The sequence below is a fragment of the Micromonospora sp. USAFONa4 genome, from assembly GCF_057197825.1.
Genome location: NZ_CM170072.1, coordinates 6,875,260 through 6,898,207, shown reverse-complemented (window position 1 = coordinate 6,898,207; position 22,948 = coordinate 6,875,260). Strand labels below are relative to the sequence as shown.

The following is a 22,948-nucleotide window of genomic DNA, read 5'->3' as shown; positions in this document are numbered from 1 at the left end:
CCCACCCCGACAGCGCTATCCCGGGCCGCCGTCGCTGCCGGTCTCCCGGAGCACGGCCGCGCCCCCGGCGGGCAGGTGCACCTCCGTGGTGGCTGTCGCGCCGGTGAGCAGGTCGACCCCGGCCGCCGGGACCCGCTGCGGCCGGTCGGTGTGGTTGAGCAGGAACAGCCAGCTCGCCCCGGCGGCGCGTCGGCGGACCGCCTCGACCCCGGCCGGCGCCGCCGGGCAGACGGGTGTCGCGCCGGCCGCCCGCGCCGCCCGCGTCAGCAGCCGACGGTAGGTGGCGTCGTCGGGTCGGGTGGACAGGTACCAGGCCGTGCCGGCGCCGCTGCGGTGGCGGGTGACCGCCGGTAGCCCCGCGAGCGGGCCACCCGCGTACGAGGCCACCGGCTCCGCGCCGGCGAGGCGTACCGTCTCGGCCCAGAGGCGACCGGTCCCGGCGTCGGACAGGGGCACCGTCTCGCCGTCGGCGAGGGGGTGGAACTCCTCGACCCGTACGCCCAGCACGTCGCGGAACGCCCCGGGGTGACCGCCGAGCCGGACGCGGGCGTGCTCGTCGGCGACCCCGCTGAGCCACGTCACCAGCAGGTGACCGCCGCCGCGCACGTACCCGCCCACCCAGTCGGCGGTGGCGTCGGAGGCCAGGTAGAGGGCGGGCAGCACCAGCAACCGGTACCCGTCGAGCCGGTCGCCGGGCAGCACGATGTCGGTGCCGAAGCCGGCGCGCCACAGCGCCCGGTGCGCCGCCGACACCTCCTCGCGGTGGTTGAGCAGCGGCGACGGCATCCCCGGGTGGCCCAGGGCCCAGCCGCTGGCGGCGTCCCAGGCCAAGGCGACATCGGCGTCGACGGTGCCGTCGTCGACCTCCGAGATCCGCTCCAGGGTCGCGCCGAGGTCGACGGCCTCCCGGAACACGCGGGTGTCGGGGCCGGCGTGCGGCACCAGCGCGGAGTGGAAACGTTCCGCCCCGCCAGCCGGGGCCCGCCACTGGAAGAACATCGCCCCCCGTGAGCCGCGTGCGACGTGGGAGAGGCTGTGCCGGGCCATCCGGCCGGGCTCCTTGGCGTGCATCCGGCCGCCGCTGTGGATCTGGTTGGGGGCGCTCTCCATCAGCAGCCACCGCGCCGGGCGGCCGGCGTCGCCGCTGCGTCGACCGGCGCCGTGCCGCGCCCAGCCCCGGGCCAGGTCGGCGGCGAGGGCGGTCTGCTCCTCGGCGCCGCCGTCGGTGGCGTCCGGGTAGTGGTCGATCGCCACCAGGTCCACCTCGGCGGCCCAGCGGGCGTGGTCGACCGGCACCCAGTCGCCGAGGACGAAGTTGGTGGTGACCGGCACCGCCGGGTTGGCCGCGCGCAGCAGGTCGCGCTGCTCGGCGTACGCGGCGAGCAGGGTGTCCGACCAGAAGTGGCGGAAGTCCAGCAGGTGCCCCGGGTTGGCCAGGTACTGCGTGGCGCGGGGCGTGTCGACCTGCGCCCAGTCGGTGTAGTGCTGGCTCCAGAAGCTGGTGGCCCAGGCGGCGTTGAGCGCGTCGAGGTCGCCGTGCCGGTCGGCCAGCCAGCGCCGGAACGCCCGGGCGGTGTGCGCGCAGTGGCAGGTGGTGCCGTACTCGTTGTGCACGTGCCACAGCGCGAGGGCGGGGTGGTGGGCGTACCGCTCGGCGAGCGCGGCGGCGATGCGCCCGGCGGCGGACCGGTAGGCGGGCGCGGCGGCGCAGTAGGTGTCCCGGCTGCCGTGGTGCAGGCGTACGCCGTCGGCGGTCACCGGCAGGGCGTCGGGGTGGGCCAGCGAGAACCAGGGCGGGGGCGATGCGGTCGGGGTGGCCAGGGCGACGGAGATGCCGTTGTCGTGCAGCAGGTCCAGCACCTGGTCCAGCCAGTCGAAGGTGTGCCGGCCGGGCTCCGGTTCCAGCCGCGACCAGGCGAACACGCCGACGGTGACCAGGTTGACCCGGGCGCGGCGCATGAGGGCGACGTCCTCGCGCCACACCTCGGCCGGCCACTGTTCGGGGTTGTAGTCGCCGCCGTAGCGCAGCCCCGCGCCGTCACCCCACATCGCTCACCGCCAATTTTGTTGGGGAAGCGTCCAAAATATTGACGGGGTTTGCGCCTGTCAACGCCGATGCTCCGCCGATCCGATGCAGGTTGACGTTGACAGTTAGTTGAGAAGCCAAAGAAACTGGCGGGACCGCCGGAACCATCCTGGAGGAGACGCCGATGCCCTACCGACCGCCGTTGGTCCCGTACGAGACCTTCGTGGCCGACCCACCCGACCTGCCGGTGCGCGGCCCCGGCGAGGACGCGGCCGCCGTCGTCGGTCGGGCCGAGGTCGTCGCGACCGACGCGCACGGGGTGACGTTCAAGGCCGCCCTCTCCGACGGCGCGAGCATGGTGGTGCGCGTCGACGCCGCCGGTGAGGGGGTGATCCGGGTACGCCTGTCCGACGATCCGCAGGCCCGCAGCCGCTCCGCGCGGGCGCTGTCGCTGGTGCGCCCCGGCAGCCACCCGGCCACCGTCACCGTCGACGAGGCCCGCGTCCGGATCGACGCCGGCGCCGTGGTCGCCGAGATCCGGCTGGACCCGTGGCACCTGCGCTTCCTCGACCCGGACGGGCGGCTGCTGCTCGAGCAGGACCCGGGCACCCGCGACATCAGCGGCCGGCGGCGCACCCTGCCGTTCGGCCGCTCCACCGTCGACGGCGCGCCCGTCGCCTGGCACGAGAGCTTCGTGGCCCCCGGCGACGAACGCTTCGTCGGCTTCGGCGAGAAGTTCACCCCCCTGGACAAGCGGGGGCAGCGGCCGCTGATGTGGAACTTCGACGCCTTCGGTGGCGAGTCGGACCGCTCCCACAAGAACGTGCCGTTCTACCTCTCCGACCGGGGCTACGGCGTGCTGGTCGACAGCGGGCTGCCCGTGCAGTTCGACGTCTGCCAGTCCACCCACAGCAGCGTGCAGCTCCTGGTCCCCGACGACCTGCTCGACTACTACGTGCTGGCCGGCCCGACCCCGGCGCAGGTGCTCGACCGCTTCGACCGGCTCACCGGCCGTCCGTACCTGCCGCCGAAGTGGGCGTTCGGCGCCTGGGTCTCCTCGGGCTTCTTCCCCGACTCGCAGGAGCGGGTGCTGGAGCGTGCCCGCCTGCTGCGCGAACGCGGCATCCCCTGCGACGTGCTGCACCTGGACTGCTACTGGCAGGTCGCCGGCCGCTGGTCGGACCTGCAGTGGGACGCCGAGGCGTTCCCCGACCCGACGGCGATGCTGCGGAGCCTCGCGGAGCAGGGCTTCCGGGTCTGCCTCTGGATGAACCCGTACCTGATGACCGACAGCCCGCTCTACGCCGCGGCGGCCGAGGCCGGCTACTTCCTGCGCCACGCCGACGGCACGACGTACGTCGCCGACGTCTGGCACGGCAGCCACCCGGCGAGCGCCATCGTGGACCTCACCAACCCGGCGGCCGTCGAGTGGTTCACCGGGCTGCTGCGGCCCCTGCTGGAGCAGGGCGTCACGGTGTTCAAGACCGACTTCGCCGAGGGCGTGCCCGTCGACGCCGTCGCCCACAACGGAATGACGGGCGTCGAGCTGCACAACGTGTACGCGCTGCTGTTCAACGACGTCGTCGCCGAGGTGACGCAGGAGGTTACCGGGCACCGCACCGTGTGGGCGCGCTCGTCGTACCTGGGCGGGCAGCGGCACAGCGCCCAGTGGAGCGGCGACGTCAACGCCACCTGGCCGGGGCTGGCCAGCACCCTGCGCGGCGGGCTGTCGCACGGGCTCTCCGGCGTGCCGTTCTGGAGCCACGACACCGGCGGCTTCCACGGCACCCCGACACCCGAGCTGTACGTCCGGTGGACCCAGTTCGGCGCGCTGTCGCCGCTGGTCCGCCTGCACGGCACCACCAGCCGGCTGCCGTGGGACTTCCCGGCCGAGACCGAACGCGACGCGGTGGCCGCCCTGCGGCTGCGCTACCGGCTGATGCCGTACCTGTGGTCGGCTGCGGTGCGCTCGGCCGCCGACGGGACGCCGATGATGCGCGCGCTGCTGGTGGACACGCCCGACGACCCGACCGCGTGGACGACGGACCTGCAGTACCGCCTCGGCACCGAACTGCTGGTCGCCCCCGTCACGGACCCGTCCGGGCAGCGCGACGTCTACCTGCCGGTGGGCGACGACTGGGTCGACGCCGCCACCGGCGAGCGGCACCCCGGCGGGCGGCATCTGCGGGTGCACGTGCCGCCGCACCGGCTGCCGCTCTACGTCCGCCACGGCGCGCTCGTGCCGGTCGTCGCGCCGGGCGACACGGTCGGCGACGGGCCGTTCGCCGACGTCACGCTGGTGAGCTGGGGCGCGGTCGACGCCCGTACGGTGCTGCACGACGTCGACGGCGACACCGTCGTCGAGGCGGTCCGCGACGGCGACACCCTGCGGGTACGCACCGACGGTCCGCTGCGGGTGGCGCACGTCAGCGTCGCCGGCGCGGACCTGCCGGCCCGGCTGCTGCTCAACGGCGAGCCGGTCACCCCGGCACCCTTCGACGGATGGTTCCCCGACCCGGCCTGACAGCGAGCGGCGCCCGACCCGTCAGGGGTCGGGCGCCGCTCAGGCTCGGTCAGCCCTTCACCGCACCGGTGATCACACCCTTGGTGAAGTGCCGCTGCACGAACGGATAGACGATCACCGCCGGCACGACGGTCACCATCACCACCGCCATCTTCACCGCCAGGGTCGGCGGATACGCGCTGATGCCCGGCAGGCTCACCGCGGCCCCGGACACGTTCGGCGACTGGCCGGCGAGGATGTAGCTCTGCAACACCCGCTGGATCGGGAACTTGTCGTTGTCGTCGATGTAGAGCACCGCGTTGAAGTAGGCATTCCAGTAGCCGACGGCGTAGAAGAGCCCGACGACGGCGATCACCGCCCTGGACAGCGGCAGCACGATGCGCCACAGGATGTGGAACTCCCCCGCCCCGTCGATGCGGGCGCTGTCGAGCAGCTCACCGGGGACGTTCATGAAGAACGCCCGGATCACCACCAGGTTGAACACGCTGATCGCGCTGGGCAGGATCAGCGACCAGATGCTGTCCTTGAGCCCGAGGCCGGTGACCACGAGGTAGCTGGGCACCAGGCCGGGGAAGATCAGGAAGGTCAGCAGGAAGAAGAAGAGCAGCCCCCGGTGCCCCACCGAGCCGGGCCGGGACAACCCGTACGCGGCGAGGACGGTGAGCACCAGGCTCACGGTCGTGCCGAGGACGGTGACCAGCGTGCTGATCCACACGGCCTGGGTGATCTGCCCGCCGCTGAAGATGGTGACGTACGCCGACGGGTCGATCTCGCGGGGCACCATCACCATCCCGCCGGCCTCGTCGATCGTGCTGCGCGAGGCGAGGCTGGTCACCAGCACCGCCCACAGGGGCACGAGCACGGCCGCGACGAGCGCGGTGAGCACCGTTCCCTTGGCCAGCGTGCCCAGCGGCGTGGGCCGTTCCTCCCAGGCGGGTCGCCGGGACCGCCGCCGCCGGGGCGGCGGATCGGACGTCGGGCGCGCCGGCACGGGGCCGACGCCACTGAGCTGCGCGGTCATGACTTCGCGTAGACCCCCTGCTCGCCGAAGCGGTGCGCCACCTTGTTGGCGGTAAGGATGAGGACCAGTCCGACCACGGCCTTGAACAGGCCGGCGGCGGCGCCGAACCCCCACTGCTGGGTGCTGATGGCCTGGTAGTAGACGAACGTGTCCAGCACCTCGGCGGCCTCCCGGCCGACCGCCTCGCGTTGCAGGATGAACTGCTCGAAGCCGACCGACAGCGCGTCACCCAGCCGCATGATGAGCAGCAGCACGATCACCGGACGCAGGCCCGGCAGGGTGATGTGCCACAGCCGCCGCCACCGGCCGGCCCCGTCGGCGGCCGCCGCCTCGTACAGGTTGGGGTCGATCGCGGACAGCGCGGCCAGGAACACGATCGCGCCCCAGCCGACGTCCTTCCACACCGACTCGGCGGTGACCAGGACGATGAACGTGTCCGGGTTGGTCATCACGTCCCAGGGCTGCATGCCGGCCTCGCGCATCTCCTGGGCCAGCAGGCCCGCGCCGCCGAGCATCTGCACGAAGAACGTGACCACCAGCACCCAGCTGAAGAAGTGCGGCAGGTAGACGACGCTCTGCACGAAGCCCCGCACGCGCCCCGAGACCAGGCTGTTGAGCAGGATCGCCAGCAGGATCGGCAGCGGGAAGAAGAACACGAGCTGGAACGCGGTGATGGTGAGGGTGTTGCGCACCGCGTCCCAGAACAGCGGGTCGCCGAAGAGCGCCTCGAAGTTGCCGAAGCCGATCCACTCGCTGTAGAGGAACGCCTCGAGGGGGTCGTCGCCGACGAACGGGTTGTAGTCCTGGAAGGCGATGACGTTGCCCAGCGTCGGCACGTAGTGGAAGACCAGCAACAGGCACGCGGCCGGCGCCGTCATGGCCAGCAGCGGCCAGTCCCGGCGCAGCCGGTCCCGCAGGGTGCGCCGGGGCCGGACGGGCGGCGTACGACCGGCGCCCCGGCCCCGACGGCGGGGCCGGGGCGGGCGGGTGTCCGCCGGCGCGTCGACCGCGCCGGCGGTGCCCGGGCCGCTCATCGGCCGTTGTCGGCGAGCGCCTTCTCGTGGAACGCGCGCCCCTCCTCACCGCCGGAGGCGAGGAACTCCTTCGTCACCTGGTCGAGGTCGCTGATGGGGCGACGGCCGCGCAGGATGTCGCGGATCTTGTCCTCCGTCGGCTGGAGGATCTTCGACCAGTTGGCCGGCAGTTCCAGCTTGATCCCGGCGAACAGGTCCTTCTCCAGCAGGCCGATGTTCTTCTTGTAGTAGTCCAGGTACTGCTGGACGTAGTTCGGCGTGTCGCTGCTCTTCACCTTCACCGGGACCCGGCAGAAGTTGTACTGGCCGCCCAGCTCCTTGCGGCCGAGGTCGCTGGGCAGCGGACTGCCGTCGGAACCCCGGGTGAAGTGCTTGCCCTCCACGCCGTACTCGCGCAGCTCGAACTCGCGGCTGCCGAACGGCGCGGCGCACCAGTTGAGCACCCGCAGTAGCTCGTCGACCCGCTCCGCGCCGGAGCCCTTCTTCAGGAAGGTGAAGAAGATCGGCTTCTCGCTGCCCCAGATGACCGGCTGGGCGCCGGCCGCGCCGAACACCGGCAGCGGCTGCATGTCGAAGCTCGGCAGCACCTTGGACTGCTCGCCCTGCAGACCCTGCCACGCGCCGAGCCCGTCCTGGAACATCGCGATCTTGCCGGCCTTGAAGAGCTGCTTCTCGTCGGCGCCCTTGCTGGCCACCGTGTCGGGGTGCACCAGTCCCTCGGCGAAGAGCTTCGCGGTGAACTCCAGGGCCGCGCGGAAGGCCGGGTTCTCGAACTTGTGCTCCAGGCCGCCGTCGGCCTTCTTACGCCAGTACTGCTGGCAGCCGAAAAGCTGCTGCACCGAGTCGAAGATGCTGCCGAACGCCCACACCCCCTTGCCCGGGTCGGTGAGCTTCCTGCCCAGCTCGTGCAGCTCCTCCGGCGAGGTGGGCGCGGTCAGTCCGGCCTTGTCGAACAGGTCCTTGCGGTGGAACAGCGCCCACGCGAACACGCCGTCGGTGGGGTACGGCACGGCGTAGAGCCGGCCGGCCCAGACCGAGTACTCCCACGCGCCGGTGGGCAGCGCGGCGAGGTACGGGTACTTCGCGGCGTTGTCGCCCTTGAGGTGGTCGGTGAGGTCCTCGAACAGCGCCTTGACGGCGTCGGAGAACCGGGCGACCTTGTCGACCTCCCAGTTGGGAACCATGAGCAGGTCGGGCACGTCGCGGGCGCCGAGCATCGCGTTGAGCTTGTCGGCGTAGGTCGTGCCGTCCTGCAGGCTCGGGTCCAGGTCCACGCCCAGCTTGGCGTTGACCGCCGCCAGGTAGGAGTTGCGGCCCAGGGTCGGCGGGGTGGGCCCCCACCACGGGCTCATGCTGCGGATCGCCGGGCCGCCCCGGCCGGGCTGCTCGGTGACGGCGTCGACCAGGCTGCGGGGGTAGCTGAGGTAGCCGTCGGGGATCGGCCCCTCCCCGACGATGTCGGGCTTGAGCAGCTCGGCCGGCTTGTGGGTGGGCAGCACCGACCGGATCGCGTCGGCCTGCGTGGCGCTGCCCTTGCTTCCGGCCTCCTTGCTGCAACCGGCCAGGGTGGCGCCGCCCATCGTCGTGGCGGCGCCGAGGCCGAGCAGGCGCAGCAGGGACCGTCGGTCGGTGGATACGCCCGGCAGGGACGGCTTCACGGCGCACTCCCTTCGTCATCGGATAACGGTTTCGCGGACCGTTCGTGTCCGGCTAGAATTAGTTGGGGTTCTAGCCGAACAAACTAATCGACGGTGATCCGTCCCACAAGACAGTGGTCCCTCCCGCCGCGGCGGTACGCGATGATGGGTCGCGCGGCACCACCGGATCGCGCACCGTCGGCCCAGGAAACGGACAGATCGTGATCAGCATCCACAACGAACCGCAGCCGACGGACCTCGGCGACGTCCGGGTGGCCAACCGGGCCGTGGTGCTGCGGCACGTGCGCCGGCACGCGCCCTGTTCCCGGGCCGACATCGCGGCACACACCGGCCTGAACAAGGCCACCGTGTCCAGCCTGGTCGGCGAGCTGATCGAACGGCGGCTGCTGCGCGAGACCGGCCTGACCGAGAACCGGGTCGGGCGCCCCGCGACCATGCTCGTCCTCGACGGCGCCCCGTACGCGGCCCTGGGCATGCAGATCGCCGCCGACGAACTGGTGGTGGTCGCCGTCGACCTGGCCGGCACCCGGCTGCTCACCTGGCGGCGTGCCTTCGCCGCGCCGACGTCCTCCCCCGCCGAGACGGTCCGCGCGCTGGCGGCCCTGGCCCGGCGGGCGATCACCCGGCTGACCGGGCAGGACCGCCGCGTGCTCGGCCTGACCGTGGGCGTGCCCGGCCTCGTCGACGCCGACGGCGCCGTCCCCCGGGCCACCGCGCTCGGCTGGCGGGAGGTGACCCTCGCCGCCGACCTGCGCGCCGCACTGCGCGAGCCCGGTCTCACCGTCGACGTCGACACCGACGCCAACCTCGCCGTCCTCGCCGAGCACCGCCACGGCGCGCACGCCGGGGCCGCCCACCTGGTCCACCTCACCGGCGGGGCCTCCGTCGGCGCGGGGATCGTCGCCGGCGGCCGGCTGCTGCGCGGCGGACGGGGATTCGCGGGCGAGATCGGGCACCTGACGCTCGACCCGGCCGGTCCCGCCTGCGGGTGCGGGCGGCGCGGCTGCCTGGCCGCGTACGCCGGACTGCCTGCGGTCGTCGCCCGCCTGCTGCCCGACACCCAGCAGGACGGGCCGGTCACCGACTACCTGCCGGAGATCGAACGGATCCAGGCGCTGGCCCGCCAGGGCGACCCCGGCGTCCTGGCGGGACTGGCCGACGTCGGCTGCCGGCTCGGGCACGCCGCGTCCGTCCTGGCCAACCTGTTCAACCCGCAGGTCGTGGTGGTCGGCGGGCACTTCGCGACCCTGGCGCAGTGGCTGCTGCCGGCGGCCCGCACGGACTTCGCCGCGCGCACCCACGCCCCGCAGGCCGGCGGCTGCCTGCTCGACGCCTCCACCCTGGACTCGGCGGCCACCGCGCTCGGTGGCGCCACCGCCTCGCTCGCCGCCGTCGAGTCGGGCCGGCTCCCTCCGGCGTGACCCCCGGGGCCTGCAGGCCTTGACCGGACCGGCGCGGGGTGCCAACCTCGAACCGCCGCCCTGTGGCTCGGGCACCCGGGGCGGCATGTCTCGCGCAGTCGTCGAAGCGCTTCAACGCTTCCGGGCCGGCGGCCGCCACCCCCACCGCGACGCCGCTCGCGCCATCGTTCGTCGAAGCGCTTCGACACGGTCGTGACGCGGACCCACGGAAGGCGACCCGACCATGACCGACCACCCCGCCCCCTCCCCGCAGGCCATCGTCGACGACCTGCTGGACCGGCTCACCCTGCCGGAGAAGCTCGGCCTGCTGCACCAGTGGCAGGCGCCCGTGCCCCGCCTCGGCCTACCCCCCTTCCGCACCGGCACCGAGGCGCTGCACGGGGTGGCCTGGCTCGGCAAGGCCACCGTCTTCCCGCAGGCGGTCGGGCTCGCCAGCAGCTGGAACCCCGAGCTGGTCCGGGCCGTCGGCGCCGCCGTCGGCGACGAGGTGCGCGCCAAGCACCACGCCGACCCCGAGCGGGTCGGCCTCAACGTCTGGGCGCCGGTGGTCAACCCGCTGCGCGACCCCCGCTGGGGACGCAACGAGGAGGGCTGGTCCGAGGACCCGTGGCTGACCGGGCGGCTCGCCACCGCGTACGCCCAGGGGCTGCGCGGCGACCACCCGCAGCGGCTGCGTACGGCGCCGACGGTCAAGCACTTCCTCGGCTACAACAACGAGACCGACCGGGCGACCACGTCCAGCGACATGCCACCCCGGGTGCTGCACGAGTACGAGCTGCCCGCCTTCCGCGCCCCCCTCGCCGCCGGCGCGGCCGTCGCCGTGATGGCCTCCTACAACCTGGTCAACGGGGTGCCCGCGCACCTGAGCCCGCTCATCGACAACGAACTGCGCCGCTGGACGCCCGAGGAACTGCTTATCGTCGGCGACGCCGGCGCGGTGACCAACATCGCCGGGGTGCAGGGCCACCTGCCCGACCACGTCAGCGGCTTCGCCGCCGCCCTGCGCGCCGGGATCGACAGCTTCACCGAGGACGACGCCGACAGCGCCCCGACCGTCGCGCGACTGACCGAGGCGCTGGACCGGGGGCTGATCACCGGTTCCGACGTGGACCGCGCCGTCCGGCGGGTCCTCACCGTCCGGGTCCGCCTCGGCGACCTGGACCCGCCGCGCGACGACCCCTTCGCCGGCGTCGCGCCGGACGCCGCCGACCGCCCCGCGCACCGGGACCTGGCCCGCGAGGCCGCCCGCCAGTCGATCGTGCTGCTGCGCAACGACGGGCTGCTCCCGCTGACCGACGCGGGCCTGCGGGTGGCCGTGCTCGGTCCGCTGGCCGACGCCGTCCACGAGGACTGGTACAGCGGCACCCTGCCGTACGCGGTGACCGCGTACCAGGGCCTGGCCGAGCGACTGTCCACCGTCACCACCCACCCCGGCACCGACCGGATCGCGCTGCGCGTCGGCGGGCGCTACGTCGGTTGCCCGGACAGCCCCGACGGCGGCCCGCTCACCGTCGGCGCCGACGCCACCGGGTTCGACGTCTTCGATTGGGGACGCGACGTGGTGGCGCTGCGCGCCGCGGGCAACGGCCGGCACGTCGGGGCCGACGAGGCCGGCACCCTCGCCAACGACCGCCCGGGACCGGGCGGCTGGGTGGTACGCGAGACGTTCCGCTTCCACGACGGCCCCGACGGCACGGTGCTGCTGCACCACCTCGCCACCGACCGGTACGTCGCCGTCGACGCCGACGGGCGGCTGCGCGCCGACGCCCCGACCCCGGGCGACGCGACCCGCTTCACGGTGGAGCTGCTGGCCGACGGGGCCGCCGAGGCCGCCGCCCTGGCCGCCGAGGCCGACGTGGCGGTGGTGGCGCTGGGCAACCACCCGATGGTCAACGGCCGGGAGACCGAGGACCGCGTCGACCTGGCCCTGCCCGCCGGCCAGGAGACGCTGCTGCGGGCGGTGCACGCCGCCAACCCGCGCACCGTGCTGGTGGTGACCAGCAGCTACCCCTACGCCGTGGGCTGGGCCGAGGAACATCTGCCGGCGGTGCTCTGGTCGGCGCACGGCGGCCAGGAGCACGGCACCGCCCTGGGCGACGTGCTGCTGGGCGACGCCGAGCCCGGCGGCCGACTCACCCAGACCTGGTACGCCGACGCCGCCGAACTGCCCGACCTGCTCGACTACGACGTGATCGGCTCCGACGCCACCTACCTGTACCACCGGGGCGACCCGCTGTACCCGTTCGGCCACGGGCTGAGCTACACCCGCTTCGAGTACGCCGGCCTGCGGCTGAGCGTCGACGAGGCCACCGCCGACGAGGAGGTCGAGGTGAGCGTCGAGGTGACCAACGCCGGCGACCGCCCCGGCGAGGAGGTCGTGCAGCTCTACACGCGCCAGCGCCGCTCCCGCGTCAAGCAGCCGCTGCGCCAGCTGCGGGACTTCGCCCGGATCAGCCTCGCGCCGGGGCAGCGGCAGGTGGTGCGGCTGCGGCTGCGTACCGCCGAGCTGAGCTGGTGGGACGAGACCCGGGATCGGCGGGTGGTGGAGGACGCGACCCACACGGTCATGGTCGGGCGCTCCGCGCGCGACGTGCGGCTGGTCGGCACCCTCGCCGTACGCGGCGACGAGGCGGCCCCCGACGGCCGGCCGGCCGTGCCGGCGTCTGGGCGGGCGCGGTGAGCGGGGCGCGCAGGCGCCCGTCGCCCGGGCAGCCCACCATCGCCGACGTCGCCCGGCACGCCGGGGTGGCGGTGAGCACCGTGTCGTACGTGCTCAGCGGCAAGCGCGTCATCTCCGAGGTCACCCGCAACCGGGTGCTGGCCAGCATCCGGTCGCTCGGCTACCACCCGCACGCCGGCGCGCGGGCCCTGGCCAGCCGGCGGGCCAACGTGATCGCGCTGGTCCTGCCGCTGCGCGCGGGGATGCAGGTGCCCGTGGTGATGCAGTTCGCCATGGCCGTGGTCACCACCGCCCGCCGCTTCGACCACGACGTGCTGCTGGTCACCTCCGACGAGGGGCCCGCCGGCCTGCGGCGCGTCGCCGCCACCGCCCTGGTCGACGGCGTCCTGGTCATGGACGTGGAGCTGGACGACCCGCGGGTGCCGCTGCTGCGGGCGCTGGCCCGGCCCAGCGTGCTCATCGGCCTGCCCGCCGACGCCACCGGCCTGACCTGCGTGGACCTGGACTTCCACCGGGCCGGGTGGGCCTGCGTCGCGCACCTGGCCGGGCTGGGGCACCGGCGCGTGGCGCTGCTCGGCGCGCCCGCCGCCGTCTACGACCGGGGCACGGGCTTCGCGCACCGCACCCGCGCCGGTGTGGTCGAGGCCGCCGCCGGGCACGGCGTCGACGCGGTGGCGCTGCCCTGCGAGGAGGGGGCGGCGGCCGTCCGCCGCACCCTCGCCGACCTGCTGGAACGCCACCCCGACGTGTCGGGGCTGATCGTGCAGAACGAGGCCGCCGTGGACCCGGTGCTGGCCACGTTGCCGGCGCTGGGTCGGCGGGTGCCACAGGACGTGTCGGTGGTCGCCGTCTGCCCCGACCGCTTCGCCGAGCAGGCCAGCCCGATGCTCACCGCCGTGCCCGTCCCCGCCGAGGAGATCGGCACGCAGGCCGTGTCGCTGCTGATGCGCAAGCTCGACGGCGAGGCGGTGCCGGAGGTCACCCTGCTGCCGCCGCGGCTGACGGTACGCGGCAGCACCGCCGCCCCCGCCACGGCGGCGAGGGCCGGCCGGTGACCACCGGGCCGTCCCCCGCCGCGCACCGCATCGTCGACACCGCCCCCGCCGGGCGCTGGGAGGACGCGTTTCTCTCCGGCAACGGCGAGGCCGGGATCATGGTGTACGGCCGGCCGCACGCCGAACGCATCATCGTCAACCACCACCGCTTCGTCCTGCCCAACGGCACCCGCGACGCCCGGCCGCCGGAGCTGGCCGCCCTGCTGCCCCGCGTCCGTGAGCTGATCCTCGCCGGCCGGCGCACCGAGGCCAGCCGGCTGCTCGCCGGCGACGGGGTGCTGCGCTGGACGCAGTCGTTCCATCCGGGCTTCGCCCTCACCATCGACGCCGTCGCGCCCGGCCCCGTCGACGACTACCGGCGCCGCACCGAGTTCACCACCGGGGAGGTCGTCGTCGAGTGGGCGGCCGGGCGGCGGCGCTCGTTCGTCTCCCGGGCCGACGCGCTGGTGGTCACCCACGTCGACGCGGGCCCCTGCGAGGTGGGCGTCACCGGGGACCTGCCGGGCCGGCCGGAGTCGGTGCGCTACACCGTCGCCGCGTACCGCCGGGGGGATCTGGTCTTCCTGCGGGTGCGGGGCCGCTACCCCGACGCGGGCGGCGCGTACGGCTTCGAGGGGCTCACCCTGCTGCGCGGCGACGTGGCGGTCCTCGGCGACGACCGGGTGGCGGTGCGCGGCCCGGCGCTGCTGACCACGGCGCTCGACCGCCCCGACACGCCGCCGTGGCGCACCGGCGAGCTGGAGGAGCGGCTGGCGGCCCACGCCGGCGACGACTACGAGAGCCTGCTGGCCCGGCACGTCGTGCCGCACGGCCGCGCCTACGGGCGGGTGAACCTGGACCTGCGGGTGCCGGACGCGCAGCGGGAACTGCCCGTGGGCGAGTTGCTCGCGGCGCGGGACGCCGATGCGGGCACGCTGCGGCCGGCGCTGCTGGAGCGGCTGTTCCACGCCGGCCGTTACCTGCTGCTCAGCTCCAGCGGTGTCCTGCCGCCCCGGCTGACCGGGCTGTGGCTCGGCTCGTGGGACGCCGCCTGGGCGGGCGACTTCACCACCGACGCCAACCTGAACCTGCAACTGGCCGGCGCGAACGTCGGCGCCCTGCCGGAGGTGACCGCGGCCCACGCCAACCTGGTACGCGGCCAGGTCGACGACTGGCGGCGCAACGCCCGGGCGATCTACGGGGCCCGGGGCCTGCTGGCGCCCAGCCGCACCGACGGCGAGCACGGCCACCTGTTCCACCTGCACGAGGACTGGCCCTTCGCCGCGTGGCTGCCCGGCGCGGACTGGCTGCTGCACCCGCTGCACGAGCAGCACCTGGTCACCGGCGCGCCCCTCGGGGAACTGGCCGGCTGGCTGGCGGAGGTGGCGGACTTCTTCGCCGACTTCCTCACCGTCACCGACGAGGCGGGCACGGCGGTCGTGGTGCCGTCGTACTCGGCGGAGACCGGCCCGCACGACGAGCGGGGGCGGGCGGTGCACGTGGCGGTGAACGCCACGATGGACATCGCCGCCGCCCGGCACGCCCTGCGTACCGCCGCCGAGGTGACCGGCTCGCAGCGGTGGGCGGGGCTGCTGGGGCGGCTGCCCGCGTACCGGGTGGACGGGCGCGGGGCGCTGGCCGAGTGGGCGTGGCCCGGCTACCACGGCGACGACGACCACCGCCACGTCAGCCACCTCTACCCGGTGTGGCCGCTCGACGAGATCAACCCGGACGACACCCCCGAGCTGGCCCGGGCCGCGCACCGGGCGCTGACGCTGCGCGGCGACGAGAACCTCTCCGCGCACGGCAGCCTGCACCGGGCGCTGGCCGCCGCCCGGCTGCACGACGGGGCGCTGACCGCCGCGAACCTGCTGAAGATCGTCGGCAACGACATGTTCTTCCGGTCGCTGATGAGCGCGCACAACCCGGGCCTGGTGACGTACAACGCCGACGCCGCGCACGCCTTGCCGGCGGTGCTGATCGAGTCGCTGGTGCAGTCCCGCCCGGGGCTGCTGCGGCTGCTGCCGGCCGTGCTGCCGGGGCTGGACGCGGGGGTGCTGCGCGGCGTGGCCTGTCGGGGCCGCGTCGGCGTCGAGGAGCTGTCCTGGTCGCCGGGGCGGGTGCGGGCCCGCCTGCTCTCCCCCGTCGCGCAGCGGATCAGCGTGCGCAGCCCGTACGGCGAACGGGACGTGGAGCTGGCCGCGGCGACGCCGGTCGAGGTGGCCTTCGGCGCGCCGGACTGACAGCCGCGCCGGACCGCCGGGTCAGCCGGCGCGGTGCCGGCGCCGCATCCCGGCGGCCAGCGGCGCGGCGTCCAGGTCACCGGCGGCGAGCCGGGTGGCGACGGTACGGCGCACGAGCCGGTCGGCCAGCCTCGGCGCGTGCCGGGCGAGGGCCAGTTCGAGGCGCCCTCGCCTGGTGGTGGCCACGTCCCGGGGCGCCCGCCGGGCGGTGGCGGCGCGCAGGATCGCCGCGACGACCCCCGCCACCGGTTCCGGGCGGGACACCCCGTTCAGGGACAGGCCGGCGTCGGCGGTGCTGTCGTGGATCGGCGAGGCGACCATGCTCGGATAGACGACGCTCACCCCGACGTGGGTGCCCACCTCGTGGCGCAGCGCGTCGGCGTAGGCGACCAGCGCCCGCTTGCTGACCCCGTACGCGGCGGCCAGCGGCAGTGGCAGCAGGGCCATCCGGCTGGCGACGAAGACCACCCGCCCCCGGGCGGCCTCCAGGGCGGGCAGCGCGGCGGCGGTGGTGCGCCAGGCGGCGAGCAGGTTCACCTCCAGCTGCTGGCGCACCACCTCGTCGGGCGGCAGCTCGGCCGGGGCGGGTCCGCCGACGCCGGCGTTGTTGACCAGCAGGTCCAGCCCGCCGAGGCGGTCCACGGCGGCGGCGACGGTGGGCGCCACGGCGGCCGGGTCGGTCAGGTCGCAGCCGAGCACCGGCACGCCCCCGCCGTCGCCCGGGTCGCGGTCGACGGCGACGGTGCCCGGTTGCCGGTCGATGCCGACGACCCGTGCCCCGGCGGCGGTGAACGCGGCGCACAGGTGCCGGCCGAAGGTGCCGCTGGCCCCGGTGACCAGCACCCGGCGACCCGCCAGCCCGCTCACGCCGCGGCTCCGCGGGCGCGGCGGGTGCCGGCGGCCAGTTCCCGGCCCAGCTCGGCGAGGTACGCGTCGAAGTCCACCCGCATGGCGGGCCGGCGCTGCCCCCACCGGGCGGTGGCGGCGCGCAGCTCGGCCCGGCAGGCGGCGCGCTGCCGGTGCGGCTCGGGCAGCGCGTAGCGGCCGGACAGCTGCGCCGCGACCAGCTTGGCCTGCGCCTCGACCAGCGGGAACGCCGCACCGGTGGACTGCATCAGCCCGACGAACGCCAACCCGGGCGCGTCGAGGTGGAAGACGTGCCGGTACAGCGGCAGGGTGTCCGCCCCGGCGCCGAGCAACGCCGGGTCGAGGAACGGGATCTCGACCCGGTAGCCGGTGCACCAGATCACCAGGTCGACCTCGTCGACGCGGCCGTCGGTGAAGGTGACCCGGTCGCCGTCGAAGCCGGCGATGCCGGGGCGGGGCTCGATCTCGCCGTGGGTCAGCCGGGACAGCAGCCCGTCCGACAGCGTCGGGTGGTCCTGGAGGAAGCCGTGGGCGGGGGCGGGCAGGCCGTAGCGGGTGGGCGCGCCGACGGTGGCGGCGAGCATCCGTTCGGTGATGCGCTGGCGCAGCCGCCACGGCAACCGGCGGGCGAGGGCCCCATTGAGGGTGTCCGACGGGCGGCCGAGCAGGTGTTTCGGCACCACCCAGACACCCCGGCGCAACGACAGCAGGGTGCGCCGGGCCGCGTACGAGGCGTCCACGGCGATGTCCATGGCGGAGTTGCCGCCGCCGACGACCAGCACCCGCCGGCCGGCGAGCTGGTCGGGGCCCCGGTAGGCGTGGCTGTGCAGCTGCTCGGCGGTGCAGGTGCCCGGGTGGTCGGGGGCGGGCGGTTTCGGCGCCCGGTTGTGGCCGTTGGCGACGACGACGGCGTCGACGGTGACCTCGACACCGCCGTCGGGTCCGTCGGCGTGCACCGTCCACCGGCCGTCGCCGCCGCGGGCGACCCGGTCGACGGTGTGCCGCAGCCGCACCGCGTCGTGCAGCCCGAACCGGTCGGCGTAGTCGGTGAGCCAGCCGGCGACCCGGGCGTGGTCGGGGTAGTCCGGCCAGTGCGCCGGCATCGGGTGGTCGGCGAACTCGGTGCGGGCCTTGCTGGTGTTCAGGTGCAGGGTCCGGTACGCGGGCGAGCCGGGCGCCCCGTACACCCAGAGGCCACCGACGCGGTCGGCCGCCTCGAAGCAGACGGCGGGCACGCCGACGTCGGCGAGCGCCTTGAGGGTGGCCAGTCCGGCCGCGCCCGCGCCGATGACCGCCACCCGGGGCTGTGCACCCATCGCCGGCTCCTCCCCGTTAATCCAACGTGCGTTGGATAATGGCCCGGTACGGGCCGGCACGTCAAGGCGTCGCCGGCCCGTACAGTCCGTCGAGTAAGCGGTGCACGAAGGCGCGGAACTCCCGCCGCTCGCGCGCCTGCGACCCCCCGCCGGCGGCCAGGGCCACCACGTGCCCGTGCACCGCCCACACCAGGCTGCGCACCGTCACGTGCGGCGCCGGCTCGACCAGCGCCCCGGCCGCCGCGGCGGCGCTGAGCAGGTCGGCGACGAGCCGGTACAGCGGCGCCGCGTAGCGCTCGTCGAGTTCGGCGTGCCGTTGTGGCTCCAACCAGCGGCGCAGCCACAACGCGGTGGTCTCCGGCCGGTCCTCCAGGAAGTCCACGAACACGTCCACCAGGTCGTGCAGCGCCCGCCGGACCTCGCCCGGCCCGCTGTGCAGGGCCTGCCGGGCGCGCCCGGCCGCCGCTTCAAGGGCCTCCCGCTCGGCGGCGAAGACCCGCGCGAAGCAGGCGTCGTAAAGTTGCGCCTTCGTACCCGTGTGGTGCGAGACCGTGGCGACGTCGACGCCGGCGGCGGCCGCGACCTCCCGCAGCCCCACGGCGTCGAAGCCCCGCCGGGCGAACAGCGCGGTCGCGGCGGTGAGCACCACCTCCCGGGTCGGTCGGGTCTCCTCGCGGCGGGGCCGCCCGGGTCGACGGCGGGGCATGGTCATGGCCGCCATTCTGCCCCTACAATCCAGCATCCGTTGGATTGCGGGCGGCGTGCCCGCCGAGGAGGCCGCCATGACCGGGCTCGACCAGCAGCCGGCCGGCACGGACACCACCACCGCCCTTCCCCGAGGGCCGTTGCTCGGCTTCGCCGCCGGCTCCCTCGGCATGGGCGTCTGGGTGACGGTGCCCGGCCTGCTGCTGCTCTACTTCCTCACCGACGTGCTGGCCGTCGCCCCCTGGCTGGCCGGCCTGGCGCTGCTGCTGCCGAAGATCGCCGACGTGCTGCTGCACCCCTGGATCGGGCACCGCTGCGACGTCGAACAGGCCCGCCGGGGCGACCGGCGCCGACTGCTGCTGCTCGGCTGCGCCCTGCCGCTGGCCTTCGCCACGCTGTTCGCCGTGCCCGGCGGGCTCACCGGAGCACCGGCCGCCGCCTGGGTGGCGCTCGCCTTCGTCGCCGGCAACCTGCTCTTCGCCGCCTACCAGGTCCCCTACCTGGCCACCCCCGCCGACCTGCGGATCGGCTACCACGAGCGCACCCGGCTGATGGCCTTCCGGATGGTGGTGCTGACCCTCGGCATCCTCGTCTCCGGGCTGCTGGCACCCCTGCTGGCCGGCGGCGAGGACGCCACCCGGGCCGGCTACCAGCGGATGGGCGTGCTGCTGGCCGTCGGGATGCTTGCCGCCATGCTCGTCGGCGTGGCCGGCATCGCCCGGCTGCGCCGGGCCGCCGCCGCGACGCCCGCACCGCACGGCGGCGGCTGGCGGGCACTCGTCGTGGCGCTGCGCGACCGGCAGTTCCGTTGGCTGGTCGCCGCGTACCTGGCCATGTCCACCACCACCCACCTGGTCCTGGCCGCGGTGCCCTACTACGCCGAGTACGAGCTGGGCCGCCCCGGGCTGACCACCGTGCTGGTGGCCGCGTTCGTCGCCCCGGCGCTGCTGGTCACCCCGGCCTGGCTGACGCTGGCCCGCCGCGTCGGCAAGCAGCGGGCGCTGCTGGGCGCCCAGGGCGCCTTCGCGGCCGGCTCGCTGGTCCTCGCCGTCGGTCGTCCCGCCGGGCTGCCCGTGCTGGTGGCCGCCGTCGCGGTGCTCGGAGTCGCCTTCGCCGGCATGCAACTGCTGCCGTTCTCGATGGTGCCCGACGTCATCCGCGCGGGCGGCGGCGCCGCCGGCACCTACACCGGGGTCTGGACGGCCACCGAGGCCACCGGCGCGGCGCTGGGCCCGTGGGCGTACTCGCTGTGCCTGGCCGCGGGCGGGTTCGTCGCCTCCACCGCCGGCGAGGGCGTCACGCAGCCCGACGGCGCGCTGACCGCGATCCGCTGGGGCTTCGGGCTGCTGCCCGCGGCGGTGATGCTCGTCGCGCTGCTGCTGCAACGGCGCTACACCCTGGACCGCACGGCCCGCACGGCCGGCTGAGCAGCCGACCGCCGCCGTCACGCACCCCTCTTCGTCGCGCGTCGGCCGGGCCGCGATCGCTGCGACCCGGGGGCGGCGGGCGCACCGCCGCCGGCCACCGGGCCCGGCAGTAGACTCCGCCCTCGATGGACGCCGAGCCCACCCCCGCCGAGACCCGCCCCTGCGCCCACTGCGGACGCCAGGTGCCGCAGCGCGTCGGCGCCGGCCGGCCGTTCCGCTACTGCCGCGACAACGACGGCGCCTGCCAGCGGGCCTCGCGCAACAGCCGGATGCGGCACCGCAACGCCCCCGGCCTGCCCGGTCAGGTGGCCCGCACCTGGGAGGCGGTCGACCGGCTGGAGCAGGTCGCGGAGACCCTCGCCGACGCCCTGCACGCCGAGCTTTCCCCGGTGGGGGTGGAACGCCAGCTCGCGCAGGCCCGCGCCGACGCGGCGACCCAGGTCGCGGCGGCCCAGACCGAACGCGACGAGGCCCGCCGCGACGCCGAGGACGCCGCCGCGACCGCTGTCCGGGCCCGCGAGGAGGCCCGGTCCGCCGCCGCCGAACGCGACGCCGCCCACGACGAGGCCCGGCGCGCCGCCGAGCGGGCCACGGCCGCCGTCGAGCGCGCCGACCGGGCGGAGGCCGCCCGCGACGACGCCCGCCAGCAGGCCAGCGCCGCGGAGGCCCTGCGCACCCAGGCCGAACGCGACCGCGACACGGCCCGCCACGAGCTGCGTGCGCTTCGCGTCGAGATCGACGCCGAACGCCGCCGCGGCACCGAACTCACCGGCGAACGCGACGCCGCCCGCGCCGACGCCGACCGGGCGACCCGCGCCGCCACCGAGGCCCTCGACCGCGCGCAGCGCCTGCACGCCGAGGCCGAGCAGGCCCGCGAGCGCGCCGGGCAGGCCCGCGCCGAGGCTGACGCCGCCCGCACGGCCGCCGCCGAGGCCGACGCGGCCCGGCAACGCGCCGAAGCCACGCACCGGGACGCCGAGGCCGCCCGGCGGCGCGCCGAGGCCACCGCCGAGCAGGCCCGCACGGAACTGGCCGCGTTCACCGGCCGGCACGACACGCTGCGCGCCGACCTGGCCGCCGCGCGCGAGGCCGCGAGCGCCGCCGAGGGCCGCGCCGCCGAGTTGGCCGTACGGCTGCGCGCCGCCGAGACCGACCGCGACGAGGCGCAGCGGCGGGCGGCCCAGCTCGCCGAGCAGGTCAGCCACCTCGCCGCCGCCCTGGCCCACCTGGGCCCCCGCGCGGCCGGCTGAACGATCTCCGGTCACCCGCCGGCGGTGGCGGTGTAGCGGCGGGCCAGCCGCGCGAAGGCGTCCCTGAGCTCAGCCGGGCCGACGACCTCGATGTCGACGTCGAAGCGGCCGATGGAGGCGGCCAGACCCACCCACGACCACGAACCCGTGACGAGCCGGCAGCGGTGCGGGCCCAGTTCCTCGACGAGCGCGTCGTGCAGGTACCCGGACACCACGGCGGCCGGCAGGTCGAGGATCACCTCGCCGCGGCAGGGCCAGCCGCCGGCGCCCCCGGAGCCCTGGAACCGGCTGGTCACGAAGGCCGCCACGTCACCTCCGGGCAGCTCACGCGGGGCGAACCGGGGCCCGGTGGGAGTACGCGGGCTGATCCGGTCGGCGCGGAAGGTGCGCCAGTCACCGCGGTCGAGGTCCCACGCCACCAGGTACCAGCGTCCGCCCCACGTGACGAGGTGGTGCGGCTGCACCCGGCGCGTCGCGGGCAGCCCGCCGTCGGCCTCCGGTGCGGTCACGCGGGTGTAGTCGAAGCGCAGCACCTCGCGGGCGTGCACGGCGGCGCCGAGCGCCATGAGCACGCCGCTGTCGACCTGCCGGCCCGGCCGCGCCGGGGACCGCTCGACGGCGGTGACCTGGAGGATGTCGATGCGGTGGCGCAGCCGGGCGGGCATGACCTGCCGGACCGTGTGCAGTGCGCGCGCCGCGGCCTCCTCGATGCCGGCGCCGGCGGTGGTGGCGCTCTGCAACGCGATGGCCAGGGCCACGGCCTGCTCGTCGTCGAACAGCAGCGGCGGCAGCTGCGCACCGGCGGCGAGGCGGTAGCCACCGTCGGGTCCCTTGACGGCCGCGATGGGATAGCCCAGCTCGCGCAGCCGCTCGACATCGCGCCGCACGGTGCGCGCGCTCACGTCCAACCGCGCGGCCAACAGCCCTCCCGGCCAGTCCCGGCGGGCCTGCAGCAGCGACAGCAACGCCAGCAGGCGCGCGGAAGTTTTCGGCATTCCCCCATGATGCCCGCAGAAGCGGACACATCCTGTCCGCTTCGGCTGCGAACGTGGTCCACGTGCCCACCGACGACGACACGAAGGACCCGAACGCCGTGACCGACACCGCCACCGCCACGCCCCCGACGACCCTCGACCCCGAGCGGGCCGACCTGCTCGCCGCGCTCTCGACCGCCCGATCCGCCCTGACCGGCACCGTCCGCGGCCTCACCGACGAGCAGCTCGGCCAGCGCCCGACGGCCAGCGCGCTGTGCCTGGGCGGGCTGGTCAAGCACGTCGCGGCCATGGAGCGGTCGTGGCTGCGCTTCGTGGTCGAGGGCCCCTCGGCCATGTCCTTCGCCCTGCCCGACGGGGTCACCTGGGCCGACATCACGGCCGGCACGGCCCGCGAGGTGCCGCAGTGGCTCGTCGAGCACGAGGCCGGCTTCCGGATGCTGCCCGGCGAGACCCTGGCCGGGATCCTCGATGACTACGCGCAGGTCGCCGCCCGCACCGAGGAGACCGTCGCCGCCGTCGCCGACCTGTCGGCGACGCACCCGCTGCCGTCGGCGCCGTGGCACGAGGAGACGGGGGTGCAAAGCGTACGGGGGGTGCTGATGCACGTCATCGCCGAGACCGCCCAGCACGCCGGGCACGCCGACATCCTGCGCGAGAGCCTCGACGGGCAGCGGGCCACCTGAGCGCCCGGCGGGTCCCGGCCACCTGACCGGGACCCGCCCGCCCCGCACCCCGTCGATCCGCAGG

At 75.3% G+C, this 22,948-nt stretch carries 16 protein-coding genes; 8 read left to right on the top strand and 8 right to left on the bottom strand.

What is annotated here, in order from left to right; translation table 11 throughout:
• Positions 1–15: 15 nt before the first annotated feature.
• On the bottom strand, positions 16–2,049 hold the full coding sequence (locus tag AC0OO9_RS29755; protein ID WP_484514042.1) for a beta-galactosidase: 2,034 nt from the start codon (positions 2,047–2,049) through the stop codon (positions 16–18).
• Between the two features lie 161 nt (positions 2,050–2,210).
• Here AC0OO9_RS29755 and AC0OO9_RS29750 point away from each other — a divergent pair, with 161 nt between their 5' ends.
• On the top strand, positions 2,211–4,550 hold the full coding sequence (locus AC0OO9_RS29750; RefSeq protein ID WP_484514040.1) for a TIM-barrel domain-containing protein: 2,340 nt from the start codon (positions 2,211–2,213) through the stop codon (positions 4,548–4,550).
• Positions 4,551–4,599: 49 nt separating this feature from the next.
• On the opposite strand, the gene AC0OO9_RS29745 is transcribed toward AC0OO9_RS29750, so the two are convergent.
• From AC0OO9_RS29745 to AC0OO9_RS29735, 3 genes are read right to left on the bottom strand one after another with little or no spacing between them, the layout of a single operon-like run.
• The gene (locus tag AC0OO9_RS29745; protein ID WP_484514038.1) at positions 4,600–5,571 is read right to left on the bottom strand and encodes a carbohydrate ABC transporter permease; all 972 of its coding nucleotides are present in this window, start codon (positions 5,569–5,571) and stop codon (positions 4,600–4,602) included.
• A complete protein-coding gene (locus AC0OO9_RS29740) occupies positions 5,568–6,605 on the bottom strand; it encodes an ABC transporter permease (RefSeq protein WP_484514037.1) in 1,038 nt (345 codons plus the stop codon). Before AC0OO9_RS29740 ends, AC0OO9_RS29745 begins: the two co-directional genes overlap by 4 nt.
• Positions 6,602–8,263, bottom strand: a complete 1,662-nt coding sequence (locus AC0OO9_RS29735; protein WP_484514035.1) for an extracellular solute-binding protein — start codon at positions 8,261–8,263, stop codon at positions 6,602–6,604. The genes AC0OO9_RS29740 and AC0OO9_RS29735 overlap by 4 nt, the downstream gene beginning before the upstream one ends.
• A gap of 200 nt (positions 8,264–8,463) precedes the next feature.
• Here AC0OO9_RS29735 and AC0OO9_RS29730 point away from each other — a divergent pair, with 200 nt between their 5' ends.
• From AC0OO9_RS29730 to AC0OO9_RS29715, 4 genes are all read left to right on the top strand, one after another.
• On the top strand, positions 8,464–9,684 hold the full coding sequence (locus AC0OO9_RS29730) for an ROK family transcriptional regulator (RefSeq protein WP_484514034.1): 1,221 nt from the start codon (positions 8,464–8,466) through the stop codon (positions 9,682–9,684).
• A gap of 223 nt (positions 9,685–9,907) precedes the next feature.
• Entirely contained in the window at positions 9,908–12,364 is a 2,457-nt protein-coding gene (locus AC0OO9_RS29725) for a glycoside hydrolase family 3 C-terminal domain-containing protein (protein ID WP_484514033.1), read from the top strand.
• A complete protein-coding gene (locus AC0OO9_RS29720) occupies positions 12,361–13,419 on the top strand; it encodes a LacI family DNA-binding transcriptional regulator (protein WP_484514031.1) in 1,059 nt (352 codons plus the stop codon). The genes AC0OO9_RS29725 and AC0OO9_RS29720 overlap by 4 nt, the downstream gene beginning before the upstream one ends.
• Entirely contained in the window at positions 13,416–15,641 is a 2,226-nt protein-coding gene (locus tag AC0OO9_RS29715; protein ID WP_484514029.1) for a glycosyl hydrolase family 95 catalytic domain-containing protein, read from the top strand. The genes AC0OO9_RS29720 and AC0OO9_RS29715 overlap by 4 nt, the downstream gene beginning before the upstream one ends.
• Positions 15,642–15,662: 21 nt before the next feature.
• On the opposite strand, the gene AC0OO9_RS29710 is transcribed toward AC0OO9_RS29715, so the two are convergent.
• The 3 genes from AC0OO9_RS29710 to AC0OO9_RS29700 all read right to left on the bottom strand — a co-directional run bounded on the left by AC0OO9_RS29710 (position 15,663) and on the right by AC0OO9_RS29700 (position 18,536).
• Positions 15,663–16,508, bottom strand: coding sequence for an SDR family NAD(P)-dependent oxidoreductase (locus tag AC0OO9_RS29710; protein WP_484514028.1), 846 nt, complete (start codon positions 16,506–16,508; stop codon positions 15,663–15,665).
• Positions 16,505–17,824, bottom strand: coding sequence for a flavin-containing monooxygenase (locus AC0OO9_RS29705; RefSeq protein ID WP_484514027.1), 1,320 nt, complete (start codon positions 17,822–17,824; stop codon positions 16,505–16,507). The genes AC0OO9_RS29710 and AC0OO9_RS29705 overlap by 4 nt, the downstream gene beginning before the upstream one ends.
• A gap of 61 nt (positions 17,825–17,885) precedes the next feature.
• A complete protein-coding gene (locus AC0OO9_RS29700) occupies positions 17,886–18,536 on the bottom strand; it encodes a TetR/AcrR family transcriptional regulator (protein WP_484514026.1) in 651 nt (216 codons plus the stop codon).
• Between the two features lie 70 nt (positions 18,537–18,606).
• Between AC0OO9_RS29700 and AC0OO9_RS29695 the strand changes: the two genes are divergently transcribed.
• Together AC0OO9_RS29695 and AC0OO9_RS29690 are read left to right on the top strand one after the other, a co-directional pair.
• Positions 18,607–19,956 (top strand): MFS transporter, encoded by a 1,350-nt coding sequence (locus AC0OO9_RS29695; RefSeq protein ID WP_484514024.1) that lies wholly within the window; start codon positions 18,607–18,609, stop codon positions 19,954–19,956.
• A 125-nt stretch (positions 19,957–20,081) separates the two neighbouring features.
• Positions 20,082–21,206 (top strand): hypothetical protein, encoded by a 1,125-nt coding sequence (locus tag AC0OO9_RS29690; RefSeq protein WP_484514022.1) that lies wholly within the window; start codon positions 20,082–20,084, stop codon positions 21,204–21,206.
• Positions 21,207–21,217: 11 nt separating this feature from the next.
• Here the strand turns inward: AC0OO9_RS29690 and AC0OO9_RS29685 are convergent, their stop codons facing one another.
• Positions 21,218–22,201 (bottom strand): helix-turn-helix transcriptional regulator, encoded by a 984-nt coding sequence (locus AC0OO9_RS29685; RefSeq protein WP_484514020.1) that lies wholly within the window; start codon positions 22,199–22,201, stop codon positions 21,218–21,220.
• Between the two features lie 62 nt (positions 22,202–22,263).
• Between AC0OO9_RS29685 and AC0OO9_RS29680 the strand changes: the two genes are divergently transcribed.
• Entirely contained in the window at positions 22,264–22,884 is a 621-nt protein-coding gene (locus AC0OO9_RS29680; RefSeq protein WP_484514018.1) for a DinB family protein, read from the top strand.
• Positions 22,885–22,948 lie beyond the last annotated feature (64 nt).

Bases quoted from the DNA above. Each gene is read 5' to 3' on its own strand.
- AC0OO9_RS29745 (WP_484514038.1), bottom strand. From the start codon at position 5,571: ATGACCGCGCAGCTCAGTGGCGTCGGCCCCGTGCCGGCGCGCCCGACG.
- AC0OO9_RS29685 (WP_484514020.1), bottom strand. From the start codon at position 22,201: ATGCCGAAAACTTCCGCGCGCCTGCTGGCGTTGCTGTCGCTGCTGCAG.
- AC0OO9_RS29690 (WP_484514022.1), top strand. From the start codon at position 20,082: ATGGACGCCGAGCCCACCCCCGCCGAGACCCGCCCCTGCGCCCACTGC.
- AC0OO9_RS29700 (WP_484514026.1), bottom strand. From the start codon at position 18,536: ATGACCATGCCCCGCCGTCGACCCGGGCGGCCCCGCCGCGAGGAGACC.
- AC0OO9_RS29725 (WP_484514033.1), top strand. From the start codon at position 9,908: ATGACCGACCACCCCGCCCCCTCCCCGCAGGCCATCGTCGACGACCTG.
- AC0OO9_RS29755 (WP_484514042.1), bottom strand. From the start codon at position 2,049: ATGTGGGGTGACGGCGCGGGGCTGCGCTACGGCGGCGACTACAACCCC.
- AC0OO9_RS29740 (WP_484514037.1), bottom strand. From the start codon at position 6,605: ATGAGCGGCCCGGGCACCGCCGGCGCGGTCGACGCGCCGGCGGACACC.
- AC0OO9_RS29705 (WP_484514027.1), bottom strand. From the start codon at position 17,824: ATGGGTGCACAGCCCCGGGTGGCGGTCATCGGCGCGGGCGCGGCCGGA.
- AC0OO9_RS29750 (WP_484514040.1), top strand. From the start codon at position 2,211: ATGCCCTACCGACCGCCGTTGGTCCCGTACGAGACCTTCGTGGCCGAC.
- AC0OO9_RS29695 (WP_484514024.1), top strand. From the start codon at position 18,607: ATGACCGGGCTCGACCAGCAGCCGGCCGGCACGGACACCACCACCGCC.